We start from the raw sequence: 25,963 nt of genomic DNA on the forward strand, positions 1-25,963 counted from the left end.
CAGGCCGGCAGGGCCTGCCTGGGGGGAGGAACGGGTCATGAGGATCAGCGTTTTCGGGCTCGGCTACGTGGGCTGCGTGTCGGCCGCGTGCCTGGCCGGCATGGGTCACGAGGTCATCGGGGTGGATGTGAACCAGGTGAAGGTCGACCTGGTCAACGACGCCAAGGCCCCGGTGGTGGAGGAGCGGATCGGCGAGCTCATCGCCGAGGTCGTGGGGAGCGGGGCATTACGCGCCACCGGCGACGTCCGTGAGGCGATCATGGACAGTGAGGTGTCACTGGTCTGCGTGGGCACGCCGTCGGAGCCCAACGGCAGTCTGTGCACCACCTACTTGGAGCGGGTCACCGAGCAGATCGGTGCCGCGCTGGCCGAGCGGGGTGGGCGGCACACGGTCGTGTACCGCAGCACGATGCTCCCGGGCACCTGCCTGAACCTGCTGGTGCCGATCCTGGAGAAGTACGTCGGCGGCACGGTCGGGGTGGACATCGGGGTCGCGGTCAACCCGGAGTTCCTGCGCGAGGGCACGAGCGTGCGGGACTTCTTCGACCCGCCCAAGACCGTCATCGGCGAACTCGACGCGGCGAGCGGCGACACGGTGATGGCGCTGTACGAGGGACTGCCCGGCGAGGTGTTCCGGGTACCGGTCCCGACGGCCGAGGCGATCAAGTACGCGGACAACGCGTTCCACGGCCTCAAGATCGGCTTCGCGAACGAGCTGGGCGCGGTGTGCCAGGCCCTCGGGGTCGACTCGCACCAGGTGATGGACGTGTTCCTGGCCGACCGCAAGCTGAACATCAGCCCCGCCTACCTGCGGCCCGGCTTCGCCTTCGGTGGCTCCTGCCTCCCCAAGGACCTGCGCAGCCTGGTCCACGCGGCGCAGCGGGCCGACGTCTCGGTGCCCATCCTCTCCCACGTACTGCCCTCCAACTCCGACCATCTGCAGCGTGCGGTGGAGCTGGTCGAACGCGCCGGCAGGCGCCGGGTGGGAATGTTCGGGCTGTCCTTCAAACCCGGCACCGACGACCTCCGCGAGAGCCCGCTCGTCGAGCTGGCGGAGAGGCTCTTCGGCAAGGGCTACGACCTGAAGATCTACGACGCCAACGTGAGCCTGTCCCGGCTGCTCGGCGCGAACCGCGAGTACATCGAGACCCGGCTGCCGCACCTCGCGCAGCTGCTCGCGGATTCCGTCGAGGAGGTGCTCGACCACGCCGAGGTGTGCCTGGTCGGAACCAGGGATCCGGCCGTGCTGTCGGCGCTGCCCCACGGGGACGGCCCGGTGATCGTCGACCTCATCCGCCTTCCCGACGCCGAGACGCGCCGGACCGAACCGGGGTACATGGGCCTTGCTTGGTGACACGACCAGCGGCGACCGGACAGCCGGGCGCGCGCTGATCCTGGTGGAGAACCTGTCGGTGCCGTTCGACCGGCGGGTGTGGCAGGAGTGCACGACACTGCGCGACGCGGGCTGGACGGTGGACGTCATCTGTCCGCGAGGCAGCAAGCGGGACACGGAGGCGGAGGCGGAGATCGACGGGGTGCGGATCCACCGCTACCCGTTGCGCGCGGCCACCGGAGGTCCGGCCGGCTACCTGCGGGAGTACGGATCGGCGTTGTGGCACACGTTCCGGCTGGCCCGGAAGGTCGGCCCGGTCGACGTGGTCCACGCCTGCAACCCGCCCGACCTGCTGTTCCTGCCGGCCCTCTGGCTGAAGCAGCGGGGAGCGCGGTTCGTCTTCGACCAGCACGACCTGGTGCCCGAGCTGTATCTGTCCCGGTTCGGCCGCGGCAAGGATCTGCTCTACCGCGGGGTGTGCGCGCTGGAACGGCTGACCTACCGGGCCGCGGACGTCGTGCTCGCCACGAACGAGAGCTACCGGGACGTCGCGGTGCGCCGGGGCGGCCGGCGGCCGGCGGACGTCTTCGTGGTGCGCAGCGCCCCCGACACCGAGCGGTTCCGCCCCGTACCCCCGGAGCCGGAGCTGAAGCGGGGCAAGCCTCATCTCCTGTGCTACCTCGGCGTCATGGGCCCGCAGGACGGTGTCGACTACGCCCTGCGGTCCCTCGCGAAGCTGCGCGAGGAGTTCGGGCGTACCGACTGGCACGCGGTGTTCGTCGGCGCCGGCGACACCTTCGACGCGATGGTGGAGCTGTCCCGGCGGCTCGGGCTCGCGGAGCAGGTGCAGTTCACCGGGCGTATCCCGGACGCCGACCTGGTGCGCTACCTGTCCACCGCGGACGTGTGCCTCTCCCCCGACCCGCTCAATCCGCTCAACGACGTGTCGACCATGAACAAGGTCCTGGAATACATGGTGATGGGCCGTCCGATGGTCTCGTTCGACCTCAAGGAGGCGCGCGTCTCCGCCGGTGACGCCGCCGTCTATGCACCCGCCAACGACGAGACCGAGTTCGCGAAGCTCATCGCGCTGCTGCTGGACGACCCCGAGAAGCGGGCACAGATGGGCAAGACCGGCCAGGAGAGGATCGGCGGACCGCTCTCCTGGCGCAACTCCCAGCGATCGCTGCTCGCCGCCTACACCGCTGCCTGCCGTGACCACACCCCGGTGTCACGGACCACCCGGACCGGGCAGAGAGGCAGCAGCACCATTGAGCGATGACACGATACGCCTGGTCACGATCGGGCGGATTCTCCGCCGGCGCCGACGGTTCCTCATCATCCTCGCCGTGGTGGGTGCGATCGTCGGCTACGGCGCCTCCTTGCTGTTCCCGCCGCGCTACACGACGTCCGCGTCGGTACTGCTGCCGGGGGCGTGGGAGGAGCGTGAACTGCTGACCCAGGCGGAGATCGCGACCAGTTCGGTGGTGGTCGACCGGGCGGCCGACACCCTCGGCTGGAGCGGGGTCAGCGGCAGCGAGCTGCGGGACCGGGTGAGCGCCAAGGCCTCCGACGGGAACATCATCAAGATCTCGGGCACCGCCGACACCCCGAAGCGCGCACAGCAGCTGTCCGACCAGGTGGCGCAGCAGTTCGTCGCGTTCGCCGCGCGGATCGGGGGCGACGGCACCGACCCCGAAGCGGCGGCGCAGCCCGAGGCGTTGCGGCAGATGGTGGTGACGACGAGCCGTCGCATCACCGAGCTGGCCGACGCGGCTGGTACGGGGCAGACCGTGGAGAGCGTGCAGACCCGCACCGAACTCGCGAAGCTGCGCACCTCGCTGCAGGAGGCCCTCACCAAGCTCGACCAGGCCGGCCCCGCCGCCACCCAGGCCAACATGGTCGTGATGGGACCGGCGGCCCGGCCGACCGGCGAGGCACCGCCGACGAGGGCGCAGCTGGTCGTCGCCGGGGCGCTGCTGTCCTTCCTGCTCGCGGTGATCGGCCATCTCACCGCCGCGCGGATGAGCCGGCGGCTGCGCACCGAACCGGAGATCGCCGCGGCGCTGGGCTCGACGTTCCTGGGTACCGTCGACGTACCCGGTGACCGGCCCGCACAGCGGCCGGAAGGCGGTGGCCCGTGGGCCCGGGTCCGCGGGCTGCTGGGCATCGACGTCCGGTGGGACATACCCACTCCGCGGACGGCCGGTGACGAGGCCGGTCGGCGGATCCGCTACCGGCGGGTGTGCGCCCGCCTCCGGGACCGGCTGCCGGCTCCCCGCCGGCTGCTGGTCGTCGTCCCGGACGGCGACGAGATCGCCGGCCTGGCCGCCGGGCAGCTCGTCGCCGAGGCCGGAACCGATCCGCTGCTGAGGGTGGTGCGGGTTCCGGTGTCCCGGCCCATGGTGCCGGACCGCGGCACCGAGTCCGGCGCCCTGGTCGTCCTCAGCGCGGCCAACTGGACCGCGGGGGAGCTGGCCGGCGTCGCGGAGGCGTGTGCGGACGCCAAGCACCAGGTCGTCGGCATCGTCCTCGCCGGCCCGGTCCGGGCCGCCCGTCCGACGCGGTCCGGCGGCCGTTCCCGGGCCGCCGCCGTGCCGGCGCTCGCGGTCGGCGACGACGCGTCAGGAGGTTCGGTGTGACGACGAGTACGACGGCGCAGTCGTCGGCCCCGGCCCCGCTGGTGGACCTCCAGGTGCTGGTGGTGGCGGTGCGCAGGCGGCGCCGGCTCTGGTCGGCCGCGGCACTGCTCGGGCTGCTCATCGGCGCGGCGGCCGCGGTCCTGCTGCCCCAGCCGCCCACCGCGGTGACCAAGCTGCTGGTCGCGCACCAGGCGGACCAGCCGAACGACCCCGGCACGCTGATCCGCACCGACGCCGCCCTGCTGCACACCACACGGATCGCCGGCACGGCCCTGCGGTCCCTCAGGTCCCCGGAGAAGCCGGAGGACTTCATGCAGGACTACGAGGGCCTCGGCCTGACCAACAACCTGCTGCAGATCACGGTGACCGGTGACAGCGACGCGGCGGCGGTCGCCCGCGCCAAGGCACTGGCCGACGCGTTCGTCGCCGACCATGTCAGGCGGATACAGCAGGCCGCCGACGCCGAGGCGAAGAGCCTCCTCGACCAGCGTGACCGCATGCGGCACGAACTCGCCCAGGTCAACAAGTCCATCGGAGAGGCACCGCCGGACAGCGGCCCGAAGACGTCGGCGAACATGGAGTCGCTCTTCGCCCGCCGCGCCGAACTCACCTCGCGGATCACCGACTTCGGTGAGCGCGCCGCGGAGGCGCGCATCGGCACACCCCAGCTCATCGCCGGCACACAGATCGTGGACGCCCCGCGGGCGGTGCGGCACTCCCTGCCCAGGACGGCCGTCACCAACGCCACGATCGGGCTCGTCCTCGGGCTCGTCCTCGGGCTCGTGGTGGCCGCGGTCGGCGCGGTGGTCGCGGACCGGCCCGTGCTGCGCCGGGAGATCGCGTCGAACCTCGGTGTCTCCGTCATCGCGGAACTGCCCCGCCGTTCACCGCGGCTGTGGCGGCGCCGACGCGACCGGGCGGCCCGCGAGCGGCTCACCACGTCCCTGGCCCGCACCGTGCGCGGCTCCGCGGAACCGGTCTCGCTGCTGGAACTGGGCTGCGCGCGCAGCACCGGCGTGATCGCGCTGGACCTCGCCAGGGCACTGGCAAAGGAGGGGCCGGTGGTCGTCGTCGACGGACTGCCCGGCCCGCAGCTCTCCAAGCTCCGCAGGAAGCCGGAAGACCCCACCGTGGTCACCGGCGAACGGGCCGCGGCCGTGTCACCCCAGGAGCACCAGGAGCGCCGGCTCGGCGTCGGCTCGGTGGCCCCCGGCACGGCGTGGACCGACCTGCGGTACCTCGGTACCCGGACCGTGCTCGTCGTGCGTGCGGGGCACGGCAGCGCGGCATGGCTGCACACCGTGGCGCGGCAGCTCACGGACCAGAGCATTCCCGTGATCGGTGTGGTGCTGATCGACCCCGATCCGCGTGACCGGACCGACGGCACGCTGTGGGACGGGCTGGGCACCGCGCTGCGCGGCCGGAACGAGCTGCAGGCCCGACCGAAGGGGACGGGCCGGCATCGGACGGAGCGGCTGCCGATGCGGGCGGCACGGGTCCCGGACAGTGACCAGGAGGCACGGTAGGACATGTGTGGCATCGCGGGCACTTACCGATGGCCGGACGGGAAGGCCGTGACCGACCGGCTGACCGAGATCCTCGCCCACCGCGGTCCGGACGGAGCGGGCCGGTACAGCCATGCCGCCGGTGACGGCGAGGTGCACCTCGGGCACCGCCGGCTGGCGATCATCGACCTGTCCGAGACCGGCGCCCAGCCGATGGTCTCGGACGGCCTCGTCCTGACGTACAACGGCGAGCTGTACAACGCGCCCGAGCTGCGTGCCGAGCTGGCGGCCGCCGGCGTGCGCTTCCGCGGTACCTCCGACAGCGAGGTGCTGCTGGAGGCCTGGCGGCGCTGGGGCACGGACTGCCTGCCCCGGCTGCGCGGCATGTTCGCGTTCGGGATCTTCGACGAGCGGACCGGTGAACTGGTGCTCGCTCGTGACCAGCTCGGGGTCAAGCCGCTGTTCCTGCTCCGGCGTGGCGACGGTCTGGTGTTCGCCTCCGAGCTCAAGGCGCTCGCCGCCGTGACCGGCCGGTCGCTGCAGGTGGACCATGCGGCGCTGGTGGCCTCGCTGCTGTACTACTGGGTGCCGGACTCACGGTGCGCGTTCCGCGAGGCGGAGAAGCTGCCGCCGGGGAGCTGGCTGCGGTGCCGGCCCGACGGCCGGGTGGAGCGCGGCCGGTTCTGGCACCTGAAGGACGTCGCCGCCGAGGCCCGGGAGCGGGCCCGGGCCGGTGAGCGGCCGGATGTCGCCGCCGTCGTCGAGGAGTCGACCCGGCGCCACCTGCTCTCCGACGTGCCCGTGGCGACCTTTCTGTCCGGAGGGCTGGACTCCAGCTATCTGACCGCGCTGGCGGCCCGGGACCGGCCCGGGATCTCCGCCTACACGATCGGGTTCCGCGCCGAGGACGCCAGGTTCGAGGCGATGCCGGACGACCTGCGCTATGCCCGGCAGGTGGCCGAGCGGTTCGGCGTCGATCTGCACGAGATCGAGATCGCCCCGGACGTGCTCGACCTGCTGCCGCGGATGACGTACCACCTGGACGAGCCGATCGGTGACCCCGCCGCGATCAACACGTTCCTGATCTGTTCGGCCGCCCGGGAGGCCGGGGTCAAGGTGATGCTCTCGGGAATGGGCGCCGACGAGCTGTTCGCCGGTTACCGCAAGCACATGGCCAACCTGATCGCGCTGCGTTACCAGCGTGTTCCGCGGCCCCTGCGGCGGGGCCTGTCCAGGGCCGTGGACCGGCTGCCGGTCGCCACGGCCCGCCGGGGGTACCGGTCGGTGCGCTTCGCGAAGCGGTTCCTCTCCTTCGCCGATCTGCCGGAGGAGACCGCCTTCCGGCGCAGCTACACCATGTACGACCGGGGCGAGCTGCTCGCCCTGGTCGATCCGGACCTGGCCGGAACGGTCGACGACGTACTGACCGAGCACGCGGACGTCTACCAGGACAACGACCTCGACGACTTCGTCAACCGCATGTGCCTGGGCGACGCGCGGATGTTCCTGCCGGGCCTGAACCTCGCCTACACGGACCGGTCGAGCATGGCCGCCTCGACCGAGGTGCGGGTGCCGTACGTGGACGTCGAGGTGGTCAAGGCGGCGTTCACCGTGCCCGGCGACCGCAAGATCGTCGGACGGCAGGGCAAGGCCGTCCTGAAGGAGGCGGCCACCTCGGTCCTGCCCCGGGAGATCGTGTACCGGCCCAAGGGCCTGTTCAGCGCCCCGCTGCGGGCCTGGATGAGCCGGGATCTGGCACCGCTGGTGCGCGAGGTGGTCAACGAAGGCGAGCTGGTCCGCTCCGGGCTCCTGCGCCGCGACGCCCTGGCGCGGATGGTCGCCCAGGACGCCGCCGGGCAGCAGGACTTCTCCAAACATCTGTGGCATGTGCTGACCCTCGAGTACTGGTATCGCGGCGCGACCTCCGGGTCCGGCCCGAACTCCCCCGTGACGGCGTAGAAACAAGAGGACTTCGGTGAAACAGGTCGTACAGAACTACAAGAGCGGCGAGCTGGCGGTGCTCGACGTGCCGGTTCCGGGGTGCAAGCCGGGCGGTGTGCTGGTCCGCAGCGCCTACTCGCTGATCTCCACGGGGACCGAGCTCATGAAGGTGTCCGAGGCCGGCATGTCGATGCTGGGCAAGGCCCGTTCCCGGCCGGACCAGGTGGCCAAGGTCATGCAGAGCGTGGCCACCAACGGGGTGCCCGCCACCTACCGCAAGGTGATGGGCAAGCTGGACTCCTACACGCCGCTGGGCTACTCGCTGTGCGGGGTGGTCGAGCAGGTCGGCGCCGGCGTCGACGACGTGAAGGCCGGCGACCTCGTGGCCTGCGCCGGCAACGAGCACGCGCTGCACGCAGAGCTGAACTGGGTACCGAAGAACCTCTACGCCCCGGTGCCGGACGGACTCGCGCCGCGCCACGCCGCGTTCGGCACCGTCGGGTCGATCGCGCTGCAGGGCGTCCGCCAGGGCGAGTCACGGCTCGGTGAGGTGGCGCTGGTCATCGGCCTCGGACTCATCGGGCAGCTGGTGGTGCAGCTGCTGACCGCCTCGGGGGTCCGCGTCGTCGGGGCCGACCCCGACCCGGCGCGCTGCGAGCTCGCCGAGCGTCTGGGCGCCGCGGCCTGCGGCGATCCGGCCTCCGCTGCCGTGGAGACCGCCGTCGCCGAACTCACCGGCGGTCACGGGGTGGACCAGGTGTACCTGGCCGCCGGCGGCGGCAGCAACCAGCCCGTCGAGCTGGCCGCCCGGCTCTGCCGGGACCGCGGCCGGGTCGTCGACATCGGCAAGTGCCGTCTGGACCTGCCGTGGAACGCGTACTACGAGAAGGAGCTCGACGTCCGGTTCTCCCGCAGTTACGGCCCCGGGCGCTACGACCCGGAGTACGAGCTGGAGGGCCGGGACTACCCGATCGGCTATGTGCGCTGGACCGAGCGCCGCAACCTGGCGTGCTTCCTCGACCTCGTCGCCCGCGGCCGGGTCGACGTGGAGCCCCTGGTCTCCCACATCGCCGACTTCGACGACGCGGTGGAGACGTACCGGCGTCTGAAGGACGGCGAACTGAAGGCCGTGGCCGTGCTGTTCCGGTACCCCGGGCACACGGCGGAGGCCGAGGCCGAGGCTCCGGCGGTGGCCGTGCCCGCGGTGAAGCGGCCCGTCGGCGCAGTGTCGGCGCCGGCCCGGGCCGCCGGGACGCCGGTGCGGCTGGCGTTCGTCGGCGCGGGGAACTACGCGACGTCGATGCTGCTGCCGCACCTGGCACAGCGCGACGGCGTCGAGCTGTCCACGGTCGTCACCACGACGGCGCTGTCGGCGGCCAACGCGCAGCGGAAGTTCGGCTTCGCCGAGGCGACCACCGATCTCGACGCCGTGCTGGGCGACAAGTCCATCGACGCGGTGTTCGTGGTCACCCGGCACAGCTCGCACGCCGAACTGACCCGAAGGGCGCTGCTGGCCGGCAAGACGGTGTTCGTGGAGAAGCCGCTGGCGCTCACCGAGGACGAGCTGGCCGGCGTGCTCGCGGCGGTGGAGGAGTCCGGGAACGACCGGCTGCAGGTGGGCTTCAACCGCCGGTTCGCGCCGCTGCTGCAGGAGGCCAGGACGCGGTTCGGCGCCCGGACCGGTCCGGCGAGCCTGCGCTACCTGGTCAACGCGGGCCGGCTGCAGCACGGCAGCTGGTACCTCCAGCAGGGCACCGAGGGCTCGCGGTTCGCGGGTGAGGGCGGGCACTTCATCGACACGGCGAGCTGGCTGCTGGGGGCCGATCCGGTCTCGGTGTACGCGGTCGCCACGTCCGGCAACGAGGACCTCCAGGTCGTACTGCGCTACCCGGACGGTTCCACCGCCGCCATCAGCTACGTCACCACCGGCGCGCCCGGCTTCCCCAAGGAGACGCTGGACCTGGTCGCGGACGGCAAGGTGCTGCGGCTCGACGACTTCGTCCGTGCCTCGGTGTACGACCGCAAGCGGTGGGTCAGTTCGCGGCTGCCCACGGCCCGGGACAAGGGCCAGAACGCCGAACTGGCCTCGTTCATCAAGGCAGTTCGCACCGGCGGTCCGATGCCGGTGCCGCTGGAGTCGCTGGTCGCCACCACGGCGGCCACCCTCGCCGTGCAGACCGGCCTGGCCGGCGGCGCGCCGGTGTCGTTGGCGAGGACGCGATGACCATGAGCGCGGGCTGGTACCTGCGGCGGCTGTCCCGGATGGGGCCGCGGGAGGTCGGCGGCCGGGTGGGCGACGCGGTGCGCAGGCGGCGGTGGCGGTCGGTGCGGCCGGACTCCCCCGGCGTGACCGGCGCCCGGTTCACCTCGCCCCTGCCCGCAGCCACGATCGCCGCGGTCCCACCGGACGCCGCGAAGCGTCTCATCACCGAGGCGGACCGGCTGATGGCCGGCCACGTCGAGTTCTTCGGGGTGGTCCGCGACGACCTGGCCGACCCGGACTGGTGGTACGACCCGAAAACCGGGCGCCGGGCTCCGTGGGGCTACGCCTTCGACGTGCCGTACCGGGACGAGGACGCGGTCGGGGACATCAAGCAGATCTGGGAGCTGTCCCGGCACCAGTACCTCACCGTGCTCGCCGCCGCCTACGCGGTCACCGGGGACGAGCGGTACGCCGAGCGGGTGGCCGAGCACCTGCGGTCGTGGTGGGCGGCCAACGCGCCGCTGTGCGGGGTGCACTGGACCAGCGGCATCGAGCTGGGGATCCGGCTGCTGTCGTGGGTGTGGATCCGCCGGCTGCTCGACGGCTGGCCGGGCGCGGCCGCGCTGTTCGAGGGCAATCCGGTGGCACTGAACCAGATCTGGCACCACCAGCGCTGGCTGGCCGCCTTCCCCAGCCGGGGGTCCTCGGCGAACAACCACGTCATCGCCGAGGCCGCCGGGCAGTTCGCCGCGGCCTGCGCGTTCGGGTGGTTCCCCTCCTCGGCGCGCTGGCGGGCCGACGCGCTGCGGTCGCTGGACCGGCAGCTGCGCGCCAACACCTTCGGCTCCGGCCTCAACCGCGAGCTGGCCACCGAGTACCACGGGCTGGTGCTGGAGCTCGGCCTGGCCGCGGTGGCCGAGGCGGATGCCGCCGGAGTGCCGGTTCCCGCGTCGGTCCGGCTGGTGCTGCTGCGGATGACCGACGCGCTCGCGGCCGTCGTGGACAGCCGGTTACGTCCGCCGCGCCAGGGGGACGCGGACGACGGGCACGGTCTGGTCGTGGACGGGCCGGGCACCGACCGCTGGGCCTCGCTGCTGACCACCGGGGAGGCCGTGTTCGGCCGGCTCGCCTGGTGGCCGGAGGTGACCGGTACCGATGTGCGCACCGCGCTGCTGGCCGCGCTCGTCCGGCCGTACGCGAAGGACGGAACCGCACCGGCCGTGTCCCGCCCGGCGAGCCGGCCGGCCACGTTCGCCGACGCGGGGATGACCATCCTGCGGGGTCCCGGGGAGATCTGGTGCCGCTGTGACGGTGGTCCGCACGGGTTCCTGTCCATCGCCGCGCACGCCCACGCGGACGCGCTGTCCCTGGAGGTCCGGCACGACGGGGTCGACGTGCTCGCCGATCCGGGGACGTACTGCTACCACGGGCAGCCCGAGTGGCGGCGGTACTTCCGGTCGACCCTCGGCCACAACACCCTGCAACTCGACGGCGCTGACCAGTCCGTCTCCGGCGGCCCGTTCCTGTGGACCCGGCATGCCGCGACCCGCGTCCTGGTCGCGGACACCTCCGACGCCTCCGACGGGGGCACGGCCCGCTGGTGCGCCGAGCACGACGGCTACCGGCCTTCGGTGCACCGCCGCCGGGTGGAACTGACGGCCGCGAGCCGGGAGCTGACGGTGGTCGACGAGGTGCGCGGACCGCGCCGGGCCGTGCGGCTGGCGTTCCACCTCGGCCCGGCGATCGCCGCGGACCTGGCGGGGAACCGGGCGGTGCTCACCTGGACCCGGGACGGCGAGGACCGCTCCGCCGTGCTCGACCTGCCCGGGCAGCTGTCCTGGCGGGCGCACCGCGGCGAGAGCGAGCCGCCGCTGGGCTGGTACTCCGCCGGGTTCGGGCGCAAGGAACCCGCCACGACCCTGGTGGGCACCGGCTTCGCCGACGGCGCGGAGCGGTTCACCACCGTACTCGGGTTCGGCGGCTAGGGGGGCGCGTGGGGTTCAAGAGGCGGCACTGGGCATGGCCGGCGGCACCGCTGGCGCTGGCCGTGCTGGCGGCGACCGGCTGTGAGAGCACGCCGAGTGCGCGGCCGAAGCCGACCGCCGCGCCGTCCACGTCCGTGGCCCGGGTGTGCGCCGAACCCGCGGCCGGGCCGGCGAAGCCTCCGCCGGGCGCGGTGACGGTCGACCCCGCGGTGGCCGGTGACCTGGCCGCGAAGACCAAGAGCAGCCCCCCGGACACCACGTTCTGGCTCCGGCCGGGCAGGCACAGGCTCGAACCGGACCGCTACGCCCAGGTCATCCCCAAGGAGGGGGACAGCTACTTCGGCGCGCCGGGCGCGGTGCTCGACGGCCGGAGGACCAACCAGTACGCGTTCGGCGGCACCGCCCGCGACGTCACCATCCGCTACCTGACCGTGCAGAACTTCGTCGCGCCGCATGACGAGGGCGTGGTCAACCACGACTCGGCCGACGGGTGGGTGATCGAGCACGCGACGATCCAGCACAACTCCGGCGCCGGACTGATGGCCGGGGCCCGTCAGCGGGTCCGCGCCAGCTGCCTGCGCGGCAACGGTCAGTACGGCATGAACGCGTACAAGGCCACCGGCCGTATCAGCGGCCTGGTGGTCGAGGGCAACGAGATCGTGGGCAACAACAGGGACGACTGGGAGCGGCGACGGCCGGGCTGCGGCTGCACGGCGGGGATCAAGTTCTGGGCGGTCGACGGCGCCGACGTACGCGCCAACTGGGTGCACGACAACCGCGGAGCCGGGTTGTGGGCGGACACCGACAACAACGACTTCCGCATCGAGGACAACGTGCTCGAGGCCAACGACGGCGCCGCGCTGATCTACGAGACCAGTTACAACGCGGTCATCCGGAGGAACACGATCCGGCGGAACAACTGGGTCGAGGGGCGCAAGGGAGCCGACCGGGGCGACACCTTCCCGTTCGCGACCGTCTACCTGTCCGAGTCCGGCGGCGAACCACGGATCCGGGCCCGCACGGACAGGATCGAGATCTACCGGAACGTGCTGGAGGACAACTGGTCCGGGATCACCCTGTGGGAGAACGCCGACCGGTTCTGCAACAGCCCGGCCAACACCTCGTCCGGTGACTGCACGTTGCTGGTGAAGGACACCGATCGCTGCGCACAGCCGGCGATCGCCACCGCGCCGCTGTACGCCGACTGCCGGTGGAAGACGCAGCGGGTGGACATCCACGACAACCGCTTCGAGCTGGACAAGTCCGTCGTCTCCTGCACGGTGAAGTGCGACCGGATGGCGGTGCTGGCCAACTACGGCACCTTTCCGGACTGGTCTCCGTACCAGGGCGACCGGGTGGCGCAGGCGATCACCCTCCAGCAGCACAACCGCTGGCACCACAACGTCTACATCGGGCCATGGAAGTTCGTGGCCCACGACCCGAGCCGGACACTCGACTCGGGGCAGTGGCAGGGCACGCCGTACGGGCAGGACGCGGGGAGCACCTTCCGCGCGCGGGACGGTGGTTGAGATGGGCACGGAGCACACGCCGAAGATCGCCGGGACGGCCTGGGGACTGCTGGTCCTCAACACGCTCGGCTCCGCCGGAGCGAAGACCATCGTCCCGCTGCCCCGCTCCCTCATCCAGATGGTCACCATGGGCTCGCTGGTCGCGGCGTTCGCACTGGCGCTGGCCGTCAACCTCCGGCTGCGCATCAGGGCCAGCGCCTTCCTGTTGCTGCTCTCGCTGCTGCTGGTGCCGAGCGTGATCTCCAGCGTGGACCTGGAGTCCGGGTTCGGCGCGCTGTTCCGCTGCACCCGGCTGGCTCTCTTCATCGGCACGCTGTGGTTGCTCAGCCGCTGGTGGGACGGCGGCCCGACGTTCGTCCGGCACCACATCCGGATGTACTTCGCGGTGCTCGGGTCGGTGGCCGCCGGCCTGGTCATCTCGCCGGGCGCGGCTCTGCCCGACCTCTACGGCGGGCGGCTGGTCGGCGCGCTGTGGCCGCTCACCCCGCCGCAGATCGGACAGTACGCGGCGGTGGTCATCGGGCTGACCGTGCTGCTCGTACTGGACCACAGGACCGACCGGACCAGTGCCGCGGTGGTCATCGTGCCGTCCCTCGTGCTGCTCGCGCTGACCCATACCCGGACGGCCACGCTCGGCCTGCTCATCGGGCTGGCGCTGGCGATCGGGTCGCTCATCCTGACCAGCGCCGCGGCCCGCCGGTTCTTCACCTGGGCGGTGCTGTGCGCCGTGGTGGCCGCGGTGGGGTTCGCCTCCGCGCTGCAGGCGTGGTTCCTGCGCGGACAGAGCCAGGAGAACTTCTCCAGCCTCACCGGCCGGGCCAAGGTCTGGCACGCCCTGCTGGTGGCGCCCCGGACGACCACGGAGTACCTGTTCGGTACCGGCCTGGGCGACAAGTCGTTCGACGGGCTGCCGATCGACAACAGCTGGCTGGCCGTCTACAACGAGCAGGGGGTGACCGGCGTCGCCCTGGTGGCGGCGGTCATCGTCGTGCTGGGCGGCGTCGCTCTGCTGCGGCCGCCCTCGCTGTCGAGGGCCTGCGCGATCTTCCTGATCAGCTACTGCGCGATCGCGTCGTACACCGAGGCCGGACTGGGCGACGCCTCGCCGTATCTGCTGCATCTGACCGTGGCCGCCTCGCTGCTGGCGGCCCCCGCCGAGGCCGCGCCCCTGTCCACGCCCGAAGTCCCTCGACGGCCCGTCCCGCGATGGGCCCGGAGATCGGAGGTGACCTGAGCATGCACGTCCTCGTGGTGCACAACCGCTACGCCTCGGCGCAGCCGAGCGGCGAGAACAAGGTGGTCGACCAGGAGGTGGCGCTGCTGCGCGGGGCCGGCCACCGGGTCGAGGTGTTCGAGCGACGCAGCGACGACATCGCCGCCCGGTCCCTGCCGGGCAAGGTCGCGGTGCCGCTGCTGGTGCCGTGGAACCCGGCGGTCCGCGCTGAGCTCGCCGCCCGGCTGCGCGCCGAGCGGCCGGACGTGGTGCACGTCCACAACGTGTTTCCGCTGCTGTCGCCGGCGGTGCTGGCCGCCTGCGCCGACGCGGGCGTGCCCGCCGTCGCCACGCTGCACAACTACACCCAGGTCTGCCCGCCCGGCACGCTGCAACGGGACGGCCGGCCGTGCACCGAGTGCGTCGGGTCGGCGGCGGCGCTGCCCGCCGTCCGGCACGGCTGCTACCGGAACTCCCGGCTCGCGACGGTGCCGCTCGCGGTCAGCCTGTCGGTCAACCGGCGGCGGTGGTGGTCCGGCGTCGAGCGGTTCCTGTGCATCTCCGCGGCGCAGCGCGAGGTGCTGGTGCGGGCCGGCATGCCGGCCGAGCGGCTGGCGGTGAAGCACAACTTCGTGCCCGAGCCGGGCGTCCGCCGGGCGGCCGGCGGCGAGCATCTGCTCTATCTCGGCCGGCTCGCGGAGGCCAAGGGCGTGCGGCTGCTCATGACCGCGTGGGACGAGGTCGCCGCGGGCGGCGGAGTGGGCGTGCCGCTCGTGATCGCCGGCACGGGGCCGCTGGAGCGCGAGGTGACCGCCTGGGCGGCGGGCCGGGACGACGTGCGGTACGTCGGCCTGTACGACCAGGCGGAGTGCCGGCAGGCGATCGCGCGCTCGGTCGCCGTGGTCGCTCCCTCGACGTGGCTGGAGGCGTTCGGTCTGGTGGTCGTGGAGGCGATGGCGGCGGGGGTGCCGACCGTCGCGGCCGGTCACGGCGCCTTCGTCGAACTCGTCGAGGACGGGGTGACCGGGCTGCTGCACCGGCCGGGCGAGTCCGCCTCGCTCGCGTCCCGCATACGCCGGATCGCGGCCGAGCCGGACCGCAACCGGGAGATGGGCCAGGCGGCCCGGCGCCGTTACGAGCAGGGTTTCAGCCCGGCCGTCGGCCTTGAGCGCCTGCTGGAGGAGTACCGCACCGCGATCGCGGGGCGGTCAGCGCTGACTCGTGCCGGGGACACCCGCGCGAGCAGGGGGGATGGGGACAGTAGATGACACGATGCCGACTCTGCGGCTCGGATGCGATGGCGAGCGTCGTCGACCTCGGGGCGACGCCGCCGTGTGAGAGCTTTCTCGCCGCGGACCGACTGGACCAGCCGGAACCGGCGTACCCGCTGCACCTGCGGGTCTGCACCGACTGCTGGCTGGCGCAGATCCCTCCGCTGATCACACCGGAGGAGACGTTCAGCGAGTACGCGTACTTCTCTTCGTACTCCACCTCCTGGGTGGAGCACGCGCGCACCTTCGTCGCCGACGCCGTGCGGCGGGTGGGTCTCGGCCCCGACGCCTTCGTGGTCGAGGTCGCGAGCAACGACGGGTACCTGCTGAAGCACGTGGTGGACCGGGGGATCCGCTGTCTCGGCATCGAGCCCTCGGTCAACGTCGGCGCGGTGGCGCGGGACGCGGGCGTGCCCACGCTCACGGAGTTCCTGAGCCCGGCCGCCGGCGCCGCCGTCCGCGCCGAGCACGGCCCGGCGGACCTGGTGGTGGCGAACAACGTCTACGCGCACATCCCCGACGTGGTCGGGTTCACCCAGGGGCTGCGTGCCCTGGTCGCCGACGACGGCTGGGTCTCCATCGAGGTGCAGCACCTGCTGACCCTGATCGAGGAGAACCAGTACGACACGATCTACCACGAGCACTTCCAGTACTACACGGTCGCGTCCGCGATCCGGGCCCTGGCGAGCGGCGGACTCACCCTCGTGGACGTAGAGTTGCTGCCCACCCACGGCGGCTCCATCCGGCTGTGGGCCCGGCCGGACGAGGTGGCCGGCGAGCCGGCGCAGCGCGTGGCCGACGTGCTGGAGAAGGAGAAGGCCGCCGGGCTGCGGGAGCTGTCCGGGTACACCGAGTTCTCCGCCCGGGTGGCCAAGGTGCGCCGGGACCTGCTGCGGTTCCTCATCGAGGCGGCCGAACGCGGTGAGACGGTCGTCGGCTACGGCGCCCCGGGCAAGGGCAACACCCTGCTCAACCACTGCGGGATCCGGCCCGACCTGCTCGCGTACACGGTCGACCGCAACCCCTACAAGCACGGCCGGTACACCCCGGGCACCCGCATCCCGATCCTGCCGCCCGAGCAGATCGCCGCCGACAAGCCGGACTACGTGCTCGTCCTGCCGTGGAACCTGCGGGCCGAGCTGACCGAGCAGCTGTCCTACGTGCACGACTGGGGCGGCCGGCTGGTCTTCCCCATCCCGGAACTGAGCATTGTCGAGGTCACGCGATGAAGGTCGTACTGTTCTGCGGCGGTTACGGGATGCGGATGCGCAGCGGTGCCGCGGACGACGTGCCCAAGCCGATGGCGATGGTCGGCCCCAGGCCGCTGATCTGGCACGTCATGCGCTACTACGCGCACTTCGGGCACACGGAGTTCATCCTGTGCCTCGGGTACGGGGCTCATCACATCAAGGACTTCTTCCTCAACTACGAGGAGACGACGTCCAACGACTTCGTGCTGCGGGGCGGGCGGACCGAGCTGCTCTCCACCGACATCTCCGACTGGACGATCACGTTCGCGCAGACGGGCATCGAGTCCCCGATCGGGGAGCGGCTGCGCCGGGTGCGGCACCATCTGGACGGCGACGAGATGTTCCTCGCCAACTACGCCGACGTCCTCACCGACGCCCCGCTGCCGGAGATGATCGACCGGTTCGCCGCGCGTGACGCGGGGGCGTCGATGATGGTGGTGCCGCCGCAGTCGTCGTTCCACTGCGTGGAGTTGGGCGAGGACGGTCTGGTGGGCGGCATCACCGCGGTCAGCGAACTGCCGCTGTGGGAGAACGGCGGCTACTTCGTGCTCCGCCAGGAGGTCTTCGACCACATCCCGGAGAACGGGGACCTGGTCGCCGACGGTTGCGCCCAACTGGCCAAGCGCGGACGGCTGGTGGCGCACCAGCACCGCGGCTTCTGGAAGCCGACGGACACCGTGAAGGAGCGGGCCGCGCTCGACGCCGCGTACGCGCGGGGCGAGCGCCCGTGGGCCGTGTGGGAACGCGGCAACGCCGGGGTGAGCGCGTGATCCGGCTCGGGGCCGGGCGCCCGGACCGGATCGCCGCGGTGGGCGCGCACTGCGACGACATCGCCATCGGCGCCGGCGGCACGCTGCTGACGCTGTGCCTCGCGCGGCCGGGCATCCGCGTCGACGCACTGGTGCTCTCCGGCGGTGGCGGCGAGCGGGAGCAGGAGGAGCGAGCTGCGCTCGCCGCCTTCTGCCCGGGCGCCGACCTGCGGCTGACCGTGCTCAAGCTGCCGGACGGCCGGCTGCCCGTCCACTGGGACGAGGCCAAGGCCGCCGTCGAGGAACTGCGCGGGCAGACCGACCCGGATCTGATCCTGGCCCCGCGCACCGACGACGCGCACCAGGACCACCGCGGCCTGGCGCGGCTGATACCCACCGCGTTCCGCGACCACCTGGTGCTCGGCTACGAGATCGTCAAGTGGGACGGCGATCTCGGCCGCATGGCGGCGTACCAGCCGCTGTCGCCGGAGATCGCCGAGGAGAAGGTCCGGCTGCTGCAGGAGCACTACCCCTCGCAGCGGCACCGGCCCTGGTACGACCGGGAGGCCTTCCTGGGCCTCGCGCGGATCCGCGGCATCGAATGCCACGAGCGCTACGCCGAAGCGTTCGCCGTCACCAAACTCACGCTCAACCTGGGGGGTTGAACCTTGCGCGTACTGCTCACCGGACACCAGGGCTATCTGGGAACCGTCATGGCCCCGGTCCTCGCCGCCGCCGGGCACGAGGTCGTCGGCCTCGACGCCGGCCTGTTCGCCGACTGTGTCCTCGGCCCGAAGCCCGCGGACCCGCGGGGGCACCGGGTGGACCTGCGCGACGTCACGGCCGACCATGTGGCCGGGGTCGACGCCGTGATCCACCTGGCCGCCCTGTCCAACGACCCGCTGGGGTCGCTGGCGCCGGAGCTCACCTACGACATCAACCACCACGCGTCCGTGCACCTGGCCCGGCTGGCCCGCGACGCCGGGGTGCGGCGCTTCCTGTACGCGTCGACCTGCTCGGTGTACGGCGCCGCCGGCGGCGACGACCTGGTGGCCGAGGACGCCCCGCTGCGCCCGGTGACGCCGTACGCGGAGTCCAAGGTGCGGGTGGAGGACGACCTGCACGCGCTGGCCGACGGCGACTTCAGCCCGGTGTACATGCGCAACGCCACCGCCTTCGGCCACTCGCCCCGGCTGCGCGCCGACATCGTGCTGAACAACCTGGTGGGGCACGCCCTCCTGTCCGGCGAGGTCCTGGTGCTCTCCGACGGCACCCCCTGGCGTCCGCTGGTGCACGCCGCCGACATCGCCCGGGCCTTCGCGGCCGCGCTGACCGCGCCGCGGGAAGCGGTGCACGACACCGCGTTCAACATCGGCAGCGAGACGAACAACGTCACGGTCGCCGAGATCGCCGAGCAGGTCGCCGAGGCGGTGTCCGGCGCGAAGGTGCGGATCACCGGGGAGAACGGTGCGGATCCGCGCTCGTACCGGGTGGACTTCTCCCGGTTCCGCACGGCGGTCCCGGGCTTCGACTGCGAGTGGACGGTGAAGCAGGGCGCGCTCGAACTCGCCGACGCCTACCGCAAGCACGGGCTGACCCGGGAGGACTTCGAGCAGCGCTTCACCCGCCTCGCCGTGCTGCGCGCCGCGTCCGAGGCCGGCGCCGTCGACGACACCCTGCGGTGGCGCCGGTGACCGAGGCCGGCGAAGAGATGTACGCGCTGGTGGAGCGGTTGTACCCGCTCTGCCGGAGCATCACCGGCGACGGGGTGCGCGCCACCCTGGAGATCGTCGGCGAGTACGTCCCGCTTGAGGTGCACGAGGTACCGACCGGGACCCAGGTGCTCGACTGGACGGTGCCGCAGGAGTGGAACATCCGGGACGCCTACATCGCCGACAGCACCGGCAAGCGGGTCGTCGACTTCGCCGCGTCCAGCCTGCACGTGCTCGGCTACAGCGTGCCGGTGTCGGCGACCATGCCCCTGTCCGAGCTGCGCGGACACCTGCACACCCTGCCGGACCACCCGGCCTGGGTGCCGTACCGCACCAGCTACTACAAGCCGGAGTGGGGGTTCTGCCTGGCGCAGGAGACCCTGGACGCGCTGCCGGACGGCGAGTACGAGGTGCGCATCGACTCCACGCTCGCCGACGGCCACCTCACCTACGCCGAGCACGTGGTGCCCGGGCAGGTCGCCGACGAGGTGATCGTCTCCTGCCACGTCTGCCACCCGTCGCTGGCCAACGACAACCTGGCCGGCATCGCGGTGGCGACGTTCCTGGCCCGGGCGCTGGCGGAGCGGACGCCGTACTACACCTACCGGTTCATCTTCGCGCCCGGCACCATCGGGGCGATCACCTGGCTGGCCCGCAACGCGGAGCGGGTGGAACGGGTCAAGCACGGGCTGGTGCTGGCCTGCGCCGGCGACCCGGGCCACCTGACGTACAAGCGGAGCCGACGCGGCGACGCGGAGATCGACCGGGTGATGCGGCACGTGCTGGCCGCCTCCGAACGCCCGCACCGGGTCACCGAGTTCACCCCGTACGGCTACGACGAGCGGCAGTACTGCTCGCCCGGGTTCGATCTCGGCGTGGGCTCGCTCAGCCGGACCCCGTACGCGGGCTACCCCGAGTACCACACCTCGGCGGACGACCTGGACTTCGTCTCTCCGGAGGCGATGGCCGACACGCTCGCCGTCTGCCGCGAGGCGTTCGCCGTCCTCGACCGCAACCGGCGGTACGTCAACCTCAGCCCCTACGGCGAGCCGCAGCTGGGCCGGCGCGGGCTGTACGACGCGCTCGGCGGCCGCAGCGACACCAAGCAGGCCCAGATGGCCCTGTTGTGGGTGCTCAGCCTCTCCGACGGCGAGCACGGTCTGCTGGACGTCGCCGAGCGGTCCGGGCTGCCGTTCGACACCGTCGCCGCCGCGGCCGGCGCCCTGCACGGCGCCGGGCTGATCAAGGCATGACGCCGATGACCACCGGGGAGGAGCAGACGGCGGCACCGGCAGACGGGGCTGAGGACGCCCGGCGGAGCGCCAAGCGGGCCCTCGTCGGCCGGCTGTCCTGGGGACTGGCCGACCAGGCGGCCTCCAGCATGACCAACTTCGCGGTGGGCATCTACGTGGCGCGCTCGCTGGGGGTGACCGCGTTCGGCGTGTTCAGCCTGGCCTGGGTGACCTACGGCGTGGTGCTCAACATCTCCCGCGGGCTGGCCACCGATCCGCTCGTGGTGCGCTTCAGCGGCGTGCCCGACGCGTCCTGGCGCGGGGCGGTGGTCCGCTCGTCGGGTACCGCGCTCGGCGTCGGTACGGCCATCGGCGCGGCGTGCCTGGCGGTCGGGCTGGGGCTCGGCGGCCGCGTGGGGCCCGCGTTCGCCTGCCTCGGCGTCGTGCTGCCGGGGCTGCTGCTGCAGGACGCCTGGCGGTTCTCGTTCTTCGCCGCCGGCACCGGGCGCAAGGCGTTCGTCAACGACCTCGTGTGCGGCATCGCGCTCGTCCCGGCCATGGTGGTGGCGGCCCGCGTGGGCACCGTGGCCGCCTTCGTGCTCGCCTGGGGCGCCGCCGCCACGGTGGCCGCTGCCTACGGCTGCCTCCAGTCCGGCATCCGGCCCCGAACGGCCCAGGCGCGCGGGTGGCTTCGGGAGCAGCGCGATCTCGGCTACCGGTACCTGGTCGAGAACGTCAGCCTCAGCGGCGCGAGCCAGCTGCGGGCGTACGGGCTCGGCGTGATCGTCGGGGTCGGCGCGGTGGGTGCGGTGCGGGGCGCGGAGCTGCTGCTCGGCCCGTTCCTCGCCGTGCTGATGGGGCTGTCGCTGGTCACCGTCCCGGAGGCGGCACGGGTGCTGCGGCAGGCCCCGCACCGGCTCGGCGCGTTCTGTCTCGCGCTGGGCGGCGGGCAGGCCGCGGCCGCGCTGCTCTGGGGCGGGGCGCTGCTGCTGATGCCGGACCGGCTCGGCGAGCTGGTGCTCGGCGACGTCTGGCACTCCGCCGCGGCGCTCATCGGGCCGGTCACCCTCAGCGTCGCGGGCGCGGGCCTCGGCACCGGCGCGGCGGCCGGGCTGCGCGCGCTCGGCGCGGCCCGGCGCAGCCTGCGCTGCCAGCTGTTCGCCTCCGCCTGTTACGTCGGCGGCGGGCTCGGCGGAGCGGCCGTCGCCGGCACCGTCGGCTCGGCCTGGGGCGTCGCGACCGCGACCGTCAGCGGTTCGGCCGTGTGGTGGCTGCAGCTGCGGTCCGCCCTGCGCGAGCACCGCCAGAACACGATCCCCGAAGTGAGGACCTCATGACCGACCGACCCAGGCTGAGCATCGGCCTGCCCGTGTACAACGGCGAGGAGTACCTGGCCGAGTCGCTCGACGCGCTGCTCGGCCAGACCTACGAGGACTTCGAGCTGGTCATCTCCGACAACGCCTCGACCGACGGGACCGAGGACATCTGCCGCAAGTACGCCGCGCAGGACGCGCGCATCCGGTACGTCCGGCTGCTCCGGAACGTCGGCGCGACACCGAACCACAACTACGTGTTCACCCAGTGCCGCGGCGAGCTGTTCAAGTGGGCCTCGCACGACGACCTGTACGCCCGCGATCTGCTGCGGCGCTGCGTCGAGGCGCTGGACGAGCGGCCGGACGTGATCCTCGCGCACGCCGACCAGGCGGTCATCGACGGCGACGGCCAGGTGAAGGTCCCGTACGCGTACACGCTCGCCACCGGCTCACCGCACGCGCCGGAGCGCTTCCGCAGCCTGCTGTTCGAGCCCGGTGGTGACGACTTCTACGGGGTGATCCGGGCCGACGTGCTGCGCCGGGTGAGGCCGATGGACAGCTACCACCACGCGGACCGCACGTTCGTCGCCGAGATCGCCCTGCACGGGCGCTTCCACCAGGTGCCGGAACTCCTGTACTTCCGCCGCGACCACCCCACCCGCGCCGAGCGCGCGAACCCCTCCAAGCGCTCCCGGTGCGTCAACCTGGACCCGCGCCGGGCGGGCCTGCTGCACCCGACGCCCCGGCTGCTCGCCGAGTACGTCTGGGGCTTCACCTCGGCGATCCGGCGGGCCCCGTTGTCCCCGGCCGACCGGCGCGCGTGCTACCGCCACCTGGCCGCGTGGATGACCAGCCGGGTCCGGCCGGGCGCCGGTGAGCGGGTCGAGGACCGTGCCCCGGTCGACCCGGCCGAGCTGACCGTCTCCGTCGACGCCCTGGTGGCCGGACGTGAGGGGAAGCGGGCATGACGTCGGCTGAAACTCCGGTGCGCGTGGGGGTGTTCGGCCTGCTCGGCTCGGGCAACCTCGGCAACGACGGGTCGCTTGAGGCGGTCCTCGGATACCTCCGCGCGGAGCATCCGGACGCGGAGGTGGACGCGCTGTGCGGCGGACCCGAGGCGGTGACGGCCAGGTTCGGGATCCCCGCGACGCGGCTGCACTGGAACCGCGCGGAGTACCGGACCGCGTCCCGTGCGGGCGCGATCGCGTCGAAGGGCCTGGGCAAACTCGTCGACGTCTTCCGCACCGCCGCCTGGGTGCGCCGGCACGACGCGGTGATCGTGCCCGGCATGGGCGTCCTGGAGGCCACCCTGCCGCTGCGGCCGTGGGGCTTCCCGTACTCGCTGTTCCTGCTCTGCGCGAGCGGCCGGCTGCTGGGCACCCGGGTCGCGCTGGTCAGCGTCGGCGCCGCCGAGATCCGCAGCCGCCCGACCCGGGCCCTGGTGCGCTGGTCGGCGCGGCTGGCCGCGTACCGGTCGTACCGGGACGCCCAGTCCCGCGACGCGATGCGGGCGATGGGGGTCGACACCGCCCGCGACGAGGTCTACCCGGACCTCGCGTTCTCCCTGCCGACGCCGAAGGCGAGCCCGCCCTCGGGCCGGCCGGGCACGGTCTGCCTCGGCGTCATGGACTTCCACGGCGGCAACGACGACCGCGCCCGGGCCGAGGAGATTTACCGGCGCTACCTCGACGGGACGATCCGGTTCGTCCGCGCGCTCGTCGAGGAGGGCCGACCGGTCCGGCTCCTCACCGGCGACACGTGCGACGAGTCGGTGGTCGCCGCGATCCTCGACGCGGTCGGCTCACCGCTGGTCACCTCGGCCGAACCGGCCTCACTGGCCGACCTGATGAACGAGATGGCCGCCGCCGACACCGTGGTGGCCGTCCGCTACCACAACCTGATCTGCGCGCTGAAGACCGGAACGCCCGTGCTCGCCCTCTGTTACGCGGCGAAGAGCGACGCGCTCATGGACCGGATGGGCCTCGGCGCGTACTGTCACCCGGCACGGGAGGTCGACGCCGACCGGCTGCTCGAACAGTTCCGGGACCTGGAGAAGCACGCGCCGGACCTCCGCCGGACCCTCGCCGAGCGGAACCGTACCGCCGCACAGCAACTCGCCCGCCAGTTCACCGCCTTGACCACGACCCTGTTCCCGGCGAACACCCACGCCCCGCGGAAGGCACCATGAAAGCGACCCAAGTTGCGGAAATCGCCGGCGCCCATCTGTTCGAGCCGACGCCGTACGCCGACGAACGCGGCTTCTTCTGCCGCACTTTCGACGCCGACGTGGTCCGTTCGGCGGGCCTCGACCCGGACGCCTTCGTCCAGGACAGCCTGTCCCGCTCGGTCCGGGGCGTGCTGCGCGGACTGCACCTGCGCTCCGGCGCCGGCGAGGCCAAGCTGGTGCGGTGCTCGTACGGGCGGATCTTCGACGTCGTCGTGGACCTGCGGCCGGACTCGCCGACCTACCTGGGCCGGGCCTTCTTCGAGCTGTCCGGCGAGACACAGGCGACCCTGTACATCCCGGCGGGATGCGCGCACGGCTTCCAGGCGCTGACGGAGACCGCCGACACCTCGTACCGGATCGACCGCCCGCACGACCCGGCCGAGGACGTGACGATCGCCCACGACGACCCGGAGCTCGCCATTCCGTGGCCGCTGCCGGTCACCTCGATGTCCCAGCGGGACCGGGAGGCGCCGGGCCTCGCCGAGGTTCTGAAGCGAAGAGAGAGTTGAGGTCGGCGTTGGACACTGAAGGCACCGAAGAGCTCCTCCTGCCCCGGTCGCGGCAGGCGAACGAACGGCTGCACGCCCTGATCCCCGGGGGCGCGCACACCTATGCCAAGGGCGACGACCAGTACCCCGAGAACCTGGCCCCGGTCATCAGCCACGGCCGCGGTGCCCACGTGTGGGACGTCGACGGCAACCGGTACGTCGAGTACGGCTCCGGCCTGCGGTCGGTCAGTCTCGGCCACGCCCATCCCCGCGTGATCGAGGCGGTGCGGCGGGAACTCGAACGTGGCAGCAACTTCGTCCGGCCGTCCGTCGTGGAGGTCGAGGCCGCGGAACGTTTCCTGGCCACGGTGCCGACCGCCGAGATGGTGAAGTTCGCGAAGAACGGCTCCGACGCCACCACCGCCGCGGTGCGCCTCGCCCGCGCCGCCACCGGGCGCCCGCGGGTGGCCCTCTGCGCCGACCATCCGTTCTTCTCCGTCGACGACTGGTTCATCGGCACCACGCCGATGTCCGCCGGCATTCCGGCGGCGACCAACGAGCTCACCGTGGCGTTCCCGTACGGGGACCTGGCCGCCACGGAGGAGCTGCTCACCCGGTACCGGGGCGAGGTCGCCTGTCTGATCCTCGAACCCGCCACCCACACCGAGCCGCCGCCCGGGTACCTCGCCGGCCTGCGCGAGCTGGCCGACCGGCACGGCTGCGTCCTGGTGTTCGACGAGATGATCACCGGCTTCCGCTGGTCCGAGGCGGGCGCACAGGGCCTGTACGGTGTCGTCCCCGACCTCTCCACGTTCGGCAAGGCGCTCGGCAACGGATTCGCCGTCTCCGCGCTGGCCGGGCGCCGCGATCTGATGGAGCGGGGCGGGCTGCGTCACTCCGGCGACCGGGTGTTCCTGCTCTCCACCACGCACGGTGCGGAAACGCACTCCCTGGCTGCCGCGATGGCCGTACAGACCACCTATGTCGAGGAGGGCGTCACGGCGCGGCTGCACGCCCTCGGCGAGCGGTTGGCCGCCGGTGTCCGCGAGGCCGCGGCCGCCATGGGCGTCGGGGACCACGTCGTCGTCCGGGGCCGGCCCAGCAACCTGGTCTTCGCCACCCTGGACGAGAACCGGCAGCCCTCGCAGCGGTACCGCACCCTGTTCCTGCGCCGGCTCCTCGCGGGTGGGGTGCTGGCCCCGTCGTTCGTGGTGAGCAGCGCGCTCGACGACGCCGATATCGCCCACACCGTCGACGTGGTGGCCCAGGCCTGCGCGGTGTACCGCAAGGCGCTGGACGCCGGTGACCCCGGCGCCTGGCTGGCCGGACGACCGGTGAAGCCGGTGTTCCGCCGCCTGGCGTGACATGAC

General features: G+C 72.5%; 20 protein-coding genes. All 20 read left to right on the forward strand.

Annotation, left to right across the window (positions count from 1 at the left end; all coding sequences use genetic code 11):
- The first annotated feature begins 37 nt into the window (after positions 1–37).
- The 20 genes from FHS34_RS06240 to FHS34_RS06335 are packed head-to-tail and all read left to right on the forward strand — an operon-like array spanning position 38 to position 25,957.
- Positions 38–1,354, forward strand: a complete 1,317-nt coding sequence (locus FHS34_RS06240; RefSeq protein ID WP_184961983.1) for a nucleotide sugar dehydrogenase — start codon at positions 38–40, stop codon at positions 1,352–1,354.
- Positions 1,344–2,615, forward strand: coding sequence for a glycosyltransferase family 4 protein (locus FHS34_RS06245; RefSeq protein WP_184961985.1), 1,272 nt, complete (start codon positions 1,344–1,346; stop codon positions 2,613–2,615). Before FHS34_RS06240 ends, FHS34_RS06245 begins: the two co-directional genes overlap by 11 nt.
- On the forward strand, positions 2,605–3,975 hold the full coding sequence (locus FHS34_RS06250) for a Wzz/FepE/Etk N-terminal domain-containing protein (RefSeq protein ID WP_184961987.1): 1,371 nt from the start codon (positions 2,605–2,607) through the stop codon (positions 3,973–3,975). The genes FHS34_RS06245 and FHS34_RS06250 overlap by 11 nt, the downstream gene beginning before the upstream one ends.
- Positions 3,972–5,501 carry a Wzz/FepE/Etk N-terminal domain-containing protein gene (locus FHS34_RS06255; RefSeq protein WP_184961990.1) on the forward strand — a complete coding sequence of 510 codons (1,530 nt, stop codon included), beginning with the start codon at positions 3,972–3,974 and terminating at the stop codon, positions 5,499–5,501. The genes FHS34_RS06250 and FHS34_RS06255 overlap by 4 nt, the downstream gene beginning before the upstream one ends.
- A gap of 3 nt (positions 5,502–5,504) precedes the next feature.
- Positions 5,505–7,439: an asparagine synthase (glutamine-hydrolyzing) gene (gene asnB / locus FHS34_RS06260; RefSeq protein ID WP_184961991.1), complete on the forward strand. Its 1,935-nt coding sequence runs from the start codon at positions 5,505–5,507 to the stop codon at positions 7,437–7,439.
- 16 nt (positions 7,440–7,455) lie between these two features.
- A complete protein-coding gene (locus FHS34_RS06265) occupies positions 7,456–9,645 on the forward strand; it encodes a bi-domain-containing oxidoreductase (RefSeq protein ID WP_184961993.1) in 2,190 nt (729 codons plus the stop codon).
- Entirely contained in the window at positions 9,642–11,609 is a 1,968-nt protein-coding gene (locus FHS34_RS06270) for a heparinase II/III family protein (protein WP_184961995.1), read from the forward strand. Before FHS34_RS06265 ends, FHS34_RS06270 begins: the two co-directional genes overlap by 4 nt.
- A gap of 8 nt (positions 11,610–11,617) precedes the next feature.
- Complete coding sequence (locus FHS34_RS06275) at positions 11,618–13,138, forward strand: right-handed parallel beta-helix repeat-containing protein (RefSeq protein ID WP_184961997.1); 1,521 nt, start codon at positions 11,618–11,620, stop codon at positions 13,136–13,138.
- Between the two features lies 1 nt (position 13,139).
- Entirely contained in the window at positions 13,140–14,372 is a 1,233-nt protein-coding gene (locus tag FHS34_RS06280; protein ID WP_184962000.1) for an O-antigen ligase domain-containing protein, read from the forward strand.
- A gap of 2 nt (positions 14,373–14,374) precedes the next feature.
- Positions 14,375–15,619: a glycosyltransferase gene (locus FHS34_RS06285; RefSeq protein WP_184962001.1), complete on the forward strand. Its 1,245-nt coding sequence runs from the start codon at positions 14,375–14,377 to the stop codon at positions 15,617–15,619.
- Complete coding sequence (locus FHS34_RS06290) at positions 15,616–16,851, forward strand: class I SAM-dependent methyltransferase (protein ID WP_184962004.1); 1,236 nt, start codon at positions 15,616–15,618, stop codon at positions 16,849–16,851. The genes FHS34_RS06285 and FHS34_RS06290 overlap by 4 nt, the downstream gene beginning before the upstream one ends.
- On the forward strand, positions 16,848–17,642 hold the full coding sequence (locus FHS34_RS06295; protein WP_184962006.1) for a sugar phosphate nucleotidyltransferase: 795 nt from the start codon (positions 16,848–16,850) through the stop codon (positions 17,640–17,642). Before FHS34_RS06290 ends, FHS34_RS06295 begins: the two co-directional genes overlap by 4 nt.
- Entirely contained in the window at positions 17,639–18,286 is a 648-nt protein-coding gene (locus FHS34_RS06300; RefSeq protein ID WP_184962008.1) for a PIG-L deacetylase family protein, read from the forward strand. Before FHS34_RS06295 ends, FHS34_RS06300 begins: the two co-directional genes overlap by 4 nt.
- 3 nt (positions 18,287–18,289) lie before the next feature.
- Positions 18,290–19,315 (forward strand): NAD-dependent epimerase/dehydratase family protein, encoded by a 1,026-nt coding sequence (locus FHS34_RS06305; RefSeq protein WP_184962010.1) that lies wholly within the window; start codon positions 18,290–18,292, stop codon positions 19,313–19,315.
- Positions 19,303–20,586: a DUF4910 domain-containing protein gene (locus tag FHS34_RS06310; protein ID WP_184962012.1), complete on the forward strand. Its 1,284-nt coding sequence runs from the start codon at positions 19,303–19,305 to the stop codon at positions 20,584–20,586. Before FHS34_RS06305 ends, FHS34_RS06310 begins: the two co-directional genes overlap by 13 nt.
- Positions 20,587–20,591: 5 nt before the next feature.
- A complete protein-coding gene (locus tag FHS34_RS06315) occupies positions 20,592–21,902 on the forward strand; it encodes an MATE family efflux transporter (protein WP_184962865.1) in 1,311 nt (436 codons plus the stop codon).
- A complete protein-coding gene (locus FHS34_RS06320) occupies positions 21,899–22,846 on the forward strand; it encodes a glycosyltransferase family 2 protein (RefSeq protein WP_184962014.1) in 948 nt (315 codons plus the stop codon). The genes FHS34_RS06315 and FHS34_RS06320 overlap by 4 nt, the downstream gene beginning before the upstream one ends.
- The gene (locus FHS34_RS06325; protein ID WP_184962016.1) at positions 22,843–24,066 is read left to right on the forward strand and encodes a polysaccharide pyruvyl transferase family protein; all 1,224 of its coding nucleotides are present in this window, start codon (positions 22,843–22,845) and stop codon (positions 24,064–24,066) included. Before FHS34_RS06320 ends, FHS34_RS06325 begins: the two co-directional genes overlap by 4 nt.
- Entirely contained in the window at positions 24,063–24,614 is a 552-nt protein-coding gene (locus FHS34_RS06330) for a dTDP-4-dehydrorhamnose 3,5-epimerase family protein (RefSeq protein WP_184962018.1), read from the forward strand. Before FHS34_RS06325 ends, FHS34_RS06330 begins: the two co-directional genes overlap by 4 nt.
- Positions 24,615–24,622: 8 nt before the next feature.
- Positions 24,623–25,957 carry a glutamate-1-semialdehyde 2,1-aminomutase gene (locus tag FHS34_RS06335; RefSeq protein WP_184962020.1) on the forward strand — a complete coding sequence of 445 codons (1,335 nt, stop codon included), beginning with the start codon at positions 24,623–24,625 and terminating at the stop codon, positions 25,955–25,957.
- The last annotated feature ends 6 nt before the right edge of the window (positions 25,958–25,963 follow it).

Source organism: Streptomyces echinatus, assembly GCF_014203595.1.
Taxonomy (GTDB): domain Bacteria; phylum Actinomycetota; class Actinomycetes; order Streptomycetales; family Streptomycetaceae; genus Streptomyces; species Streptomyces echinatus.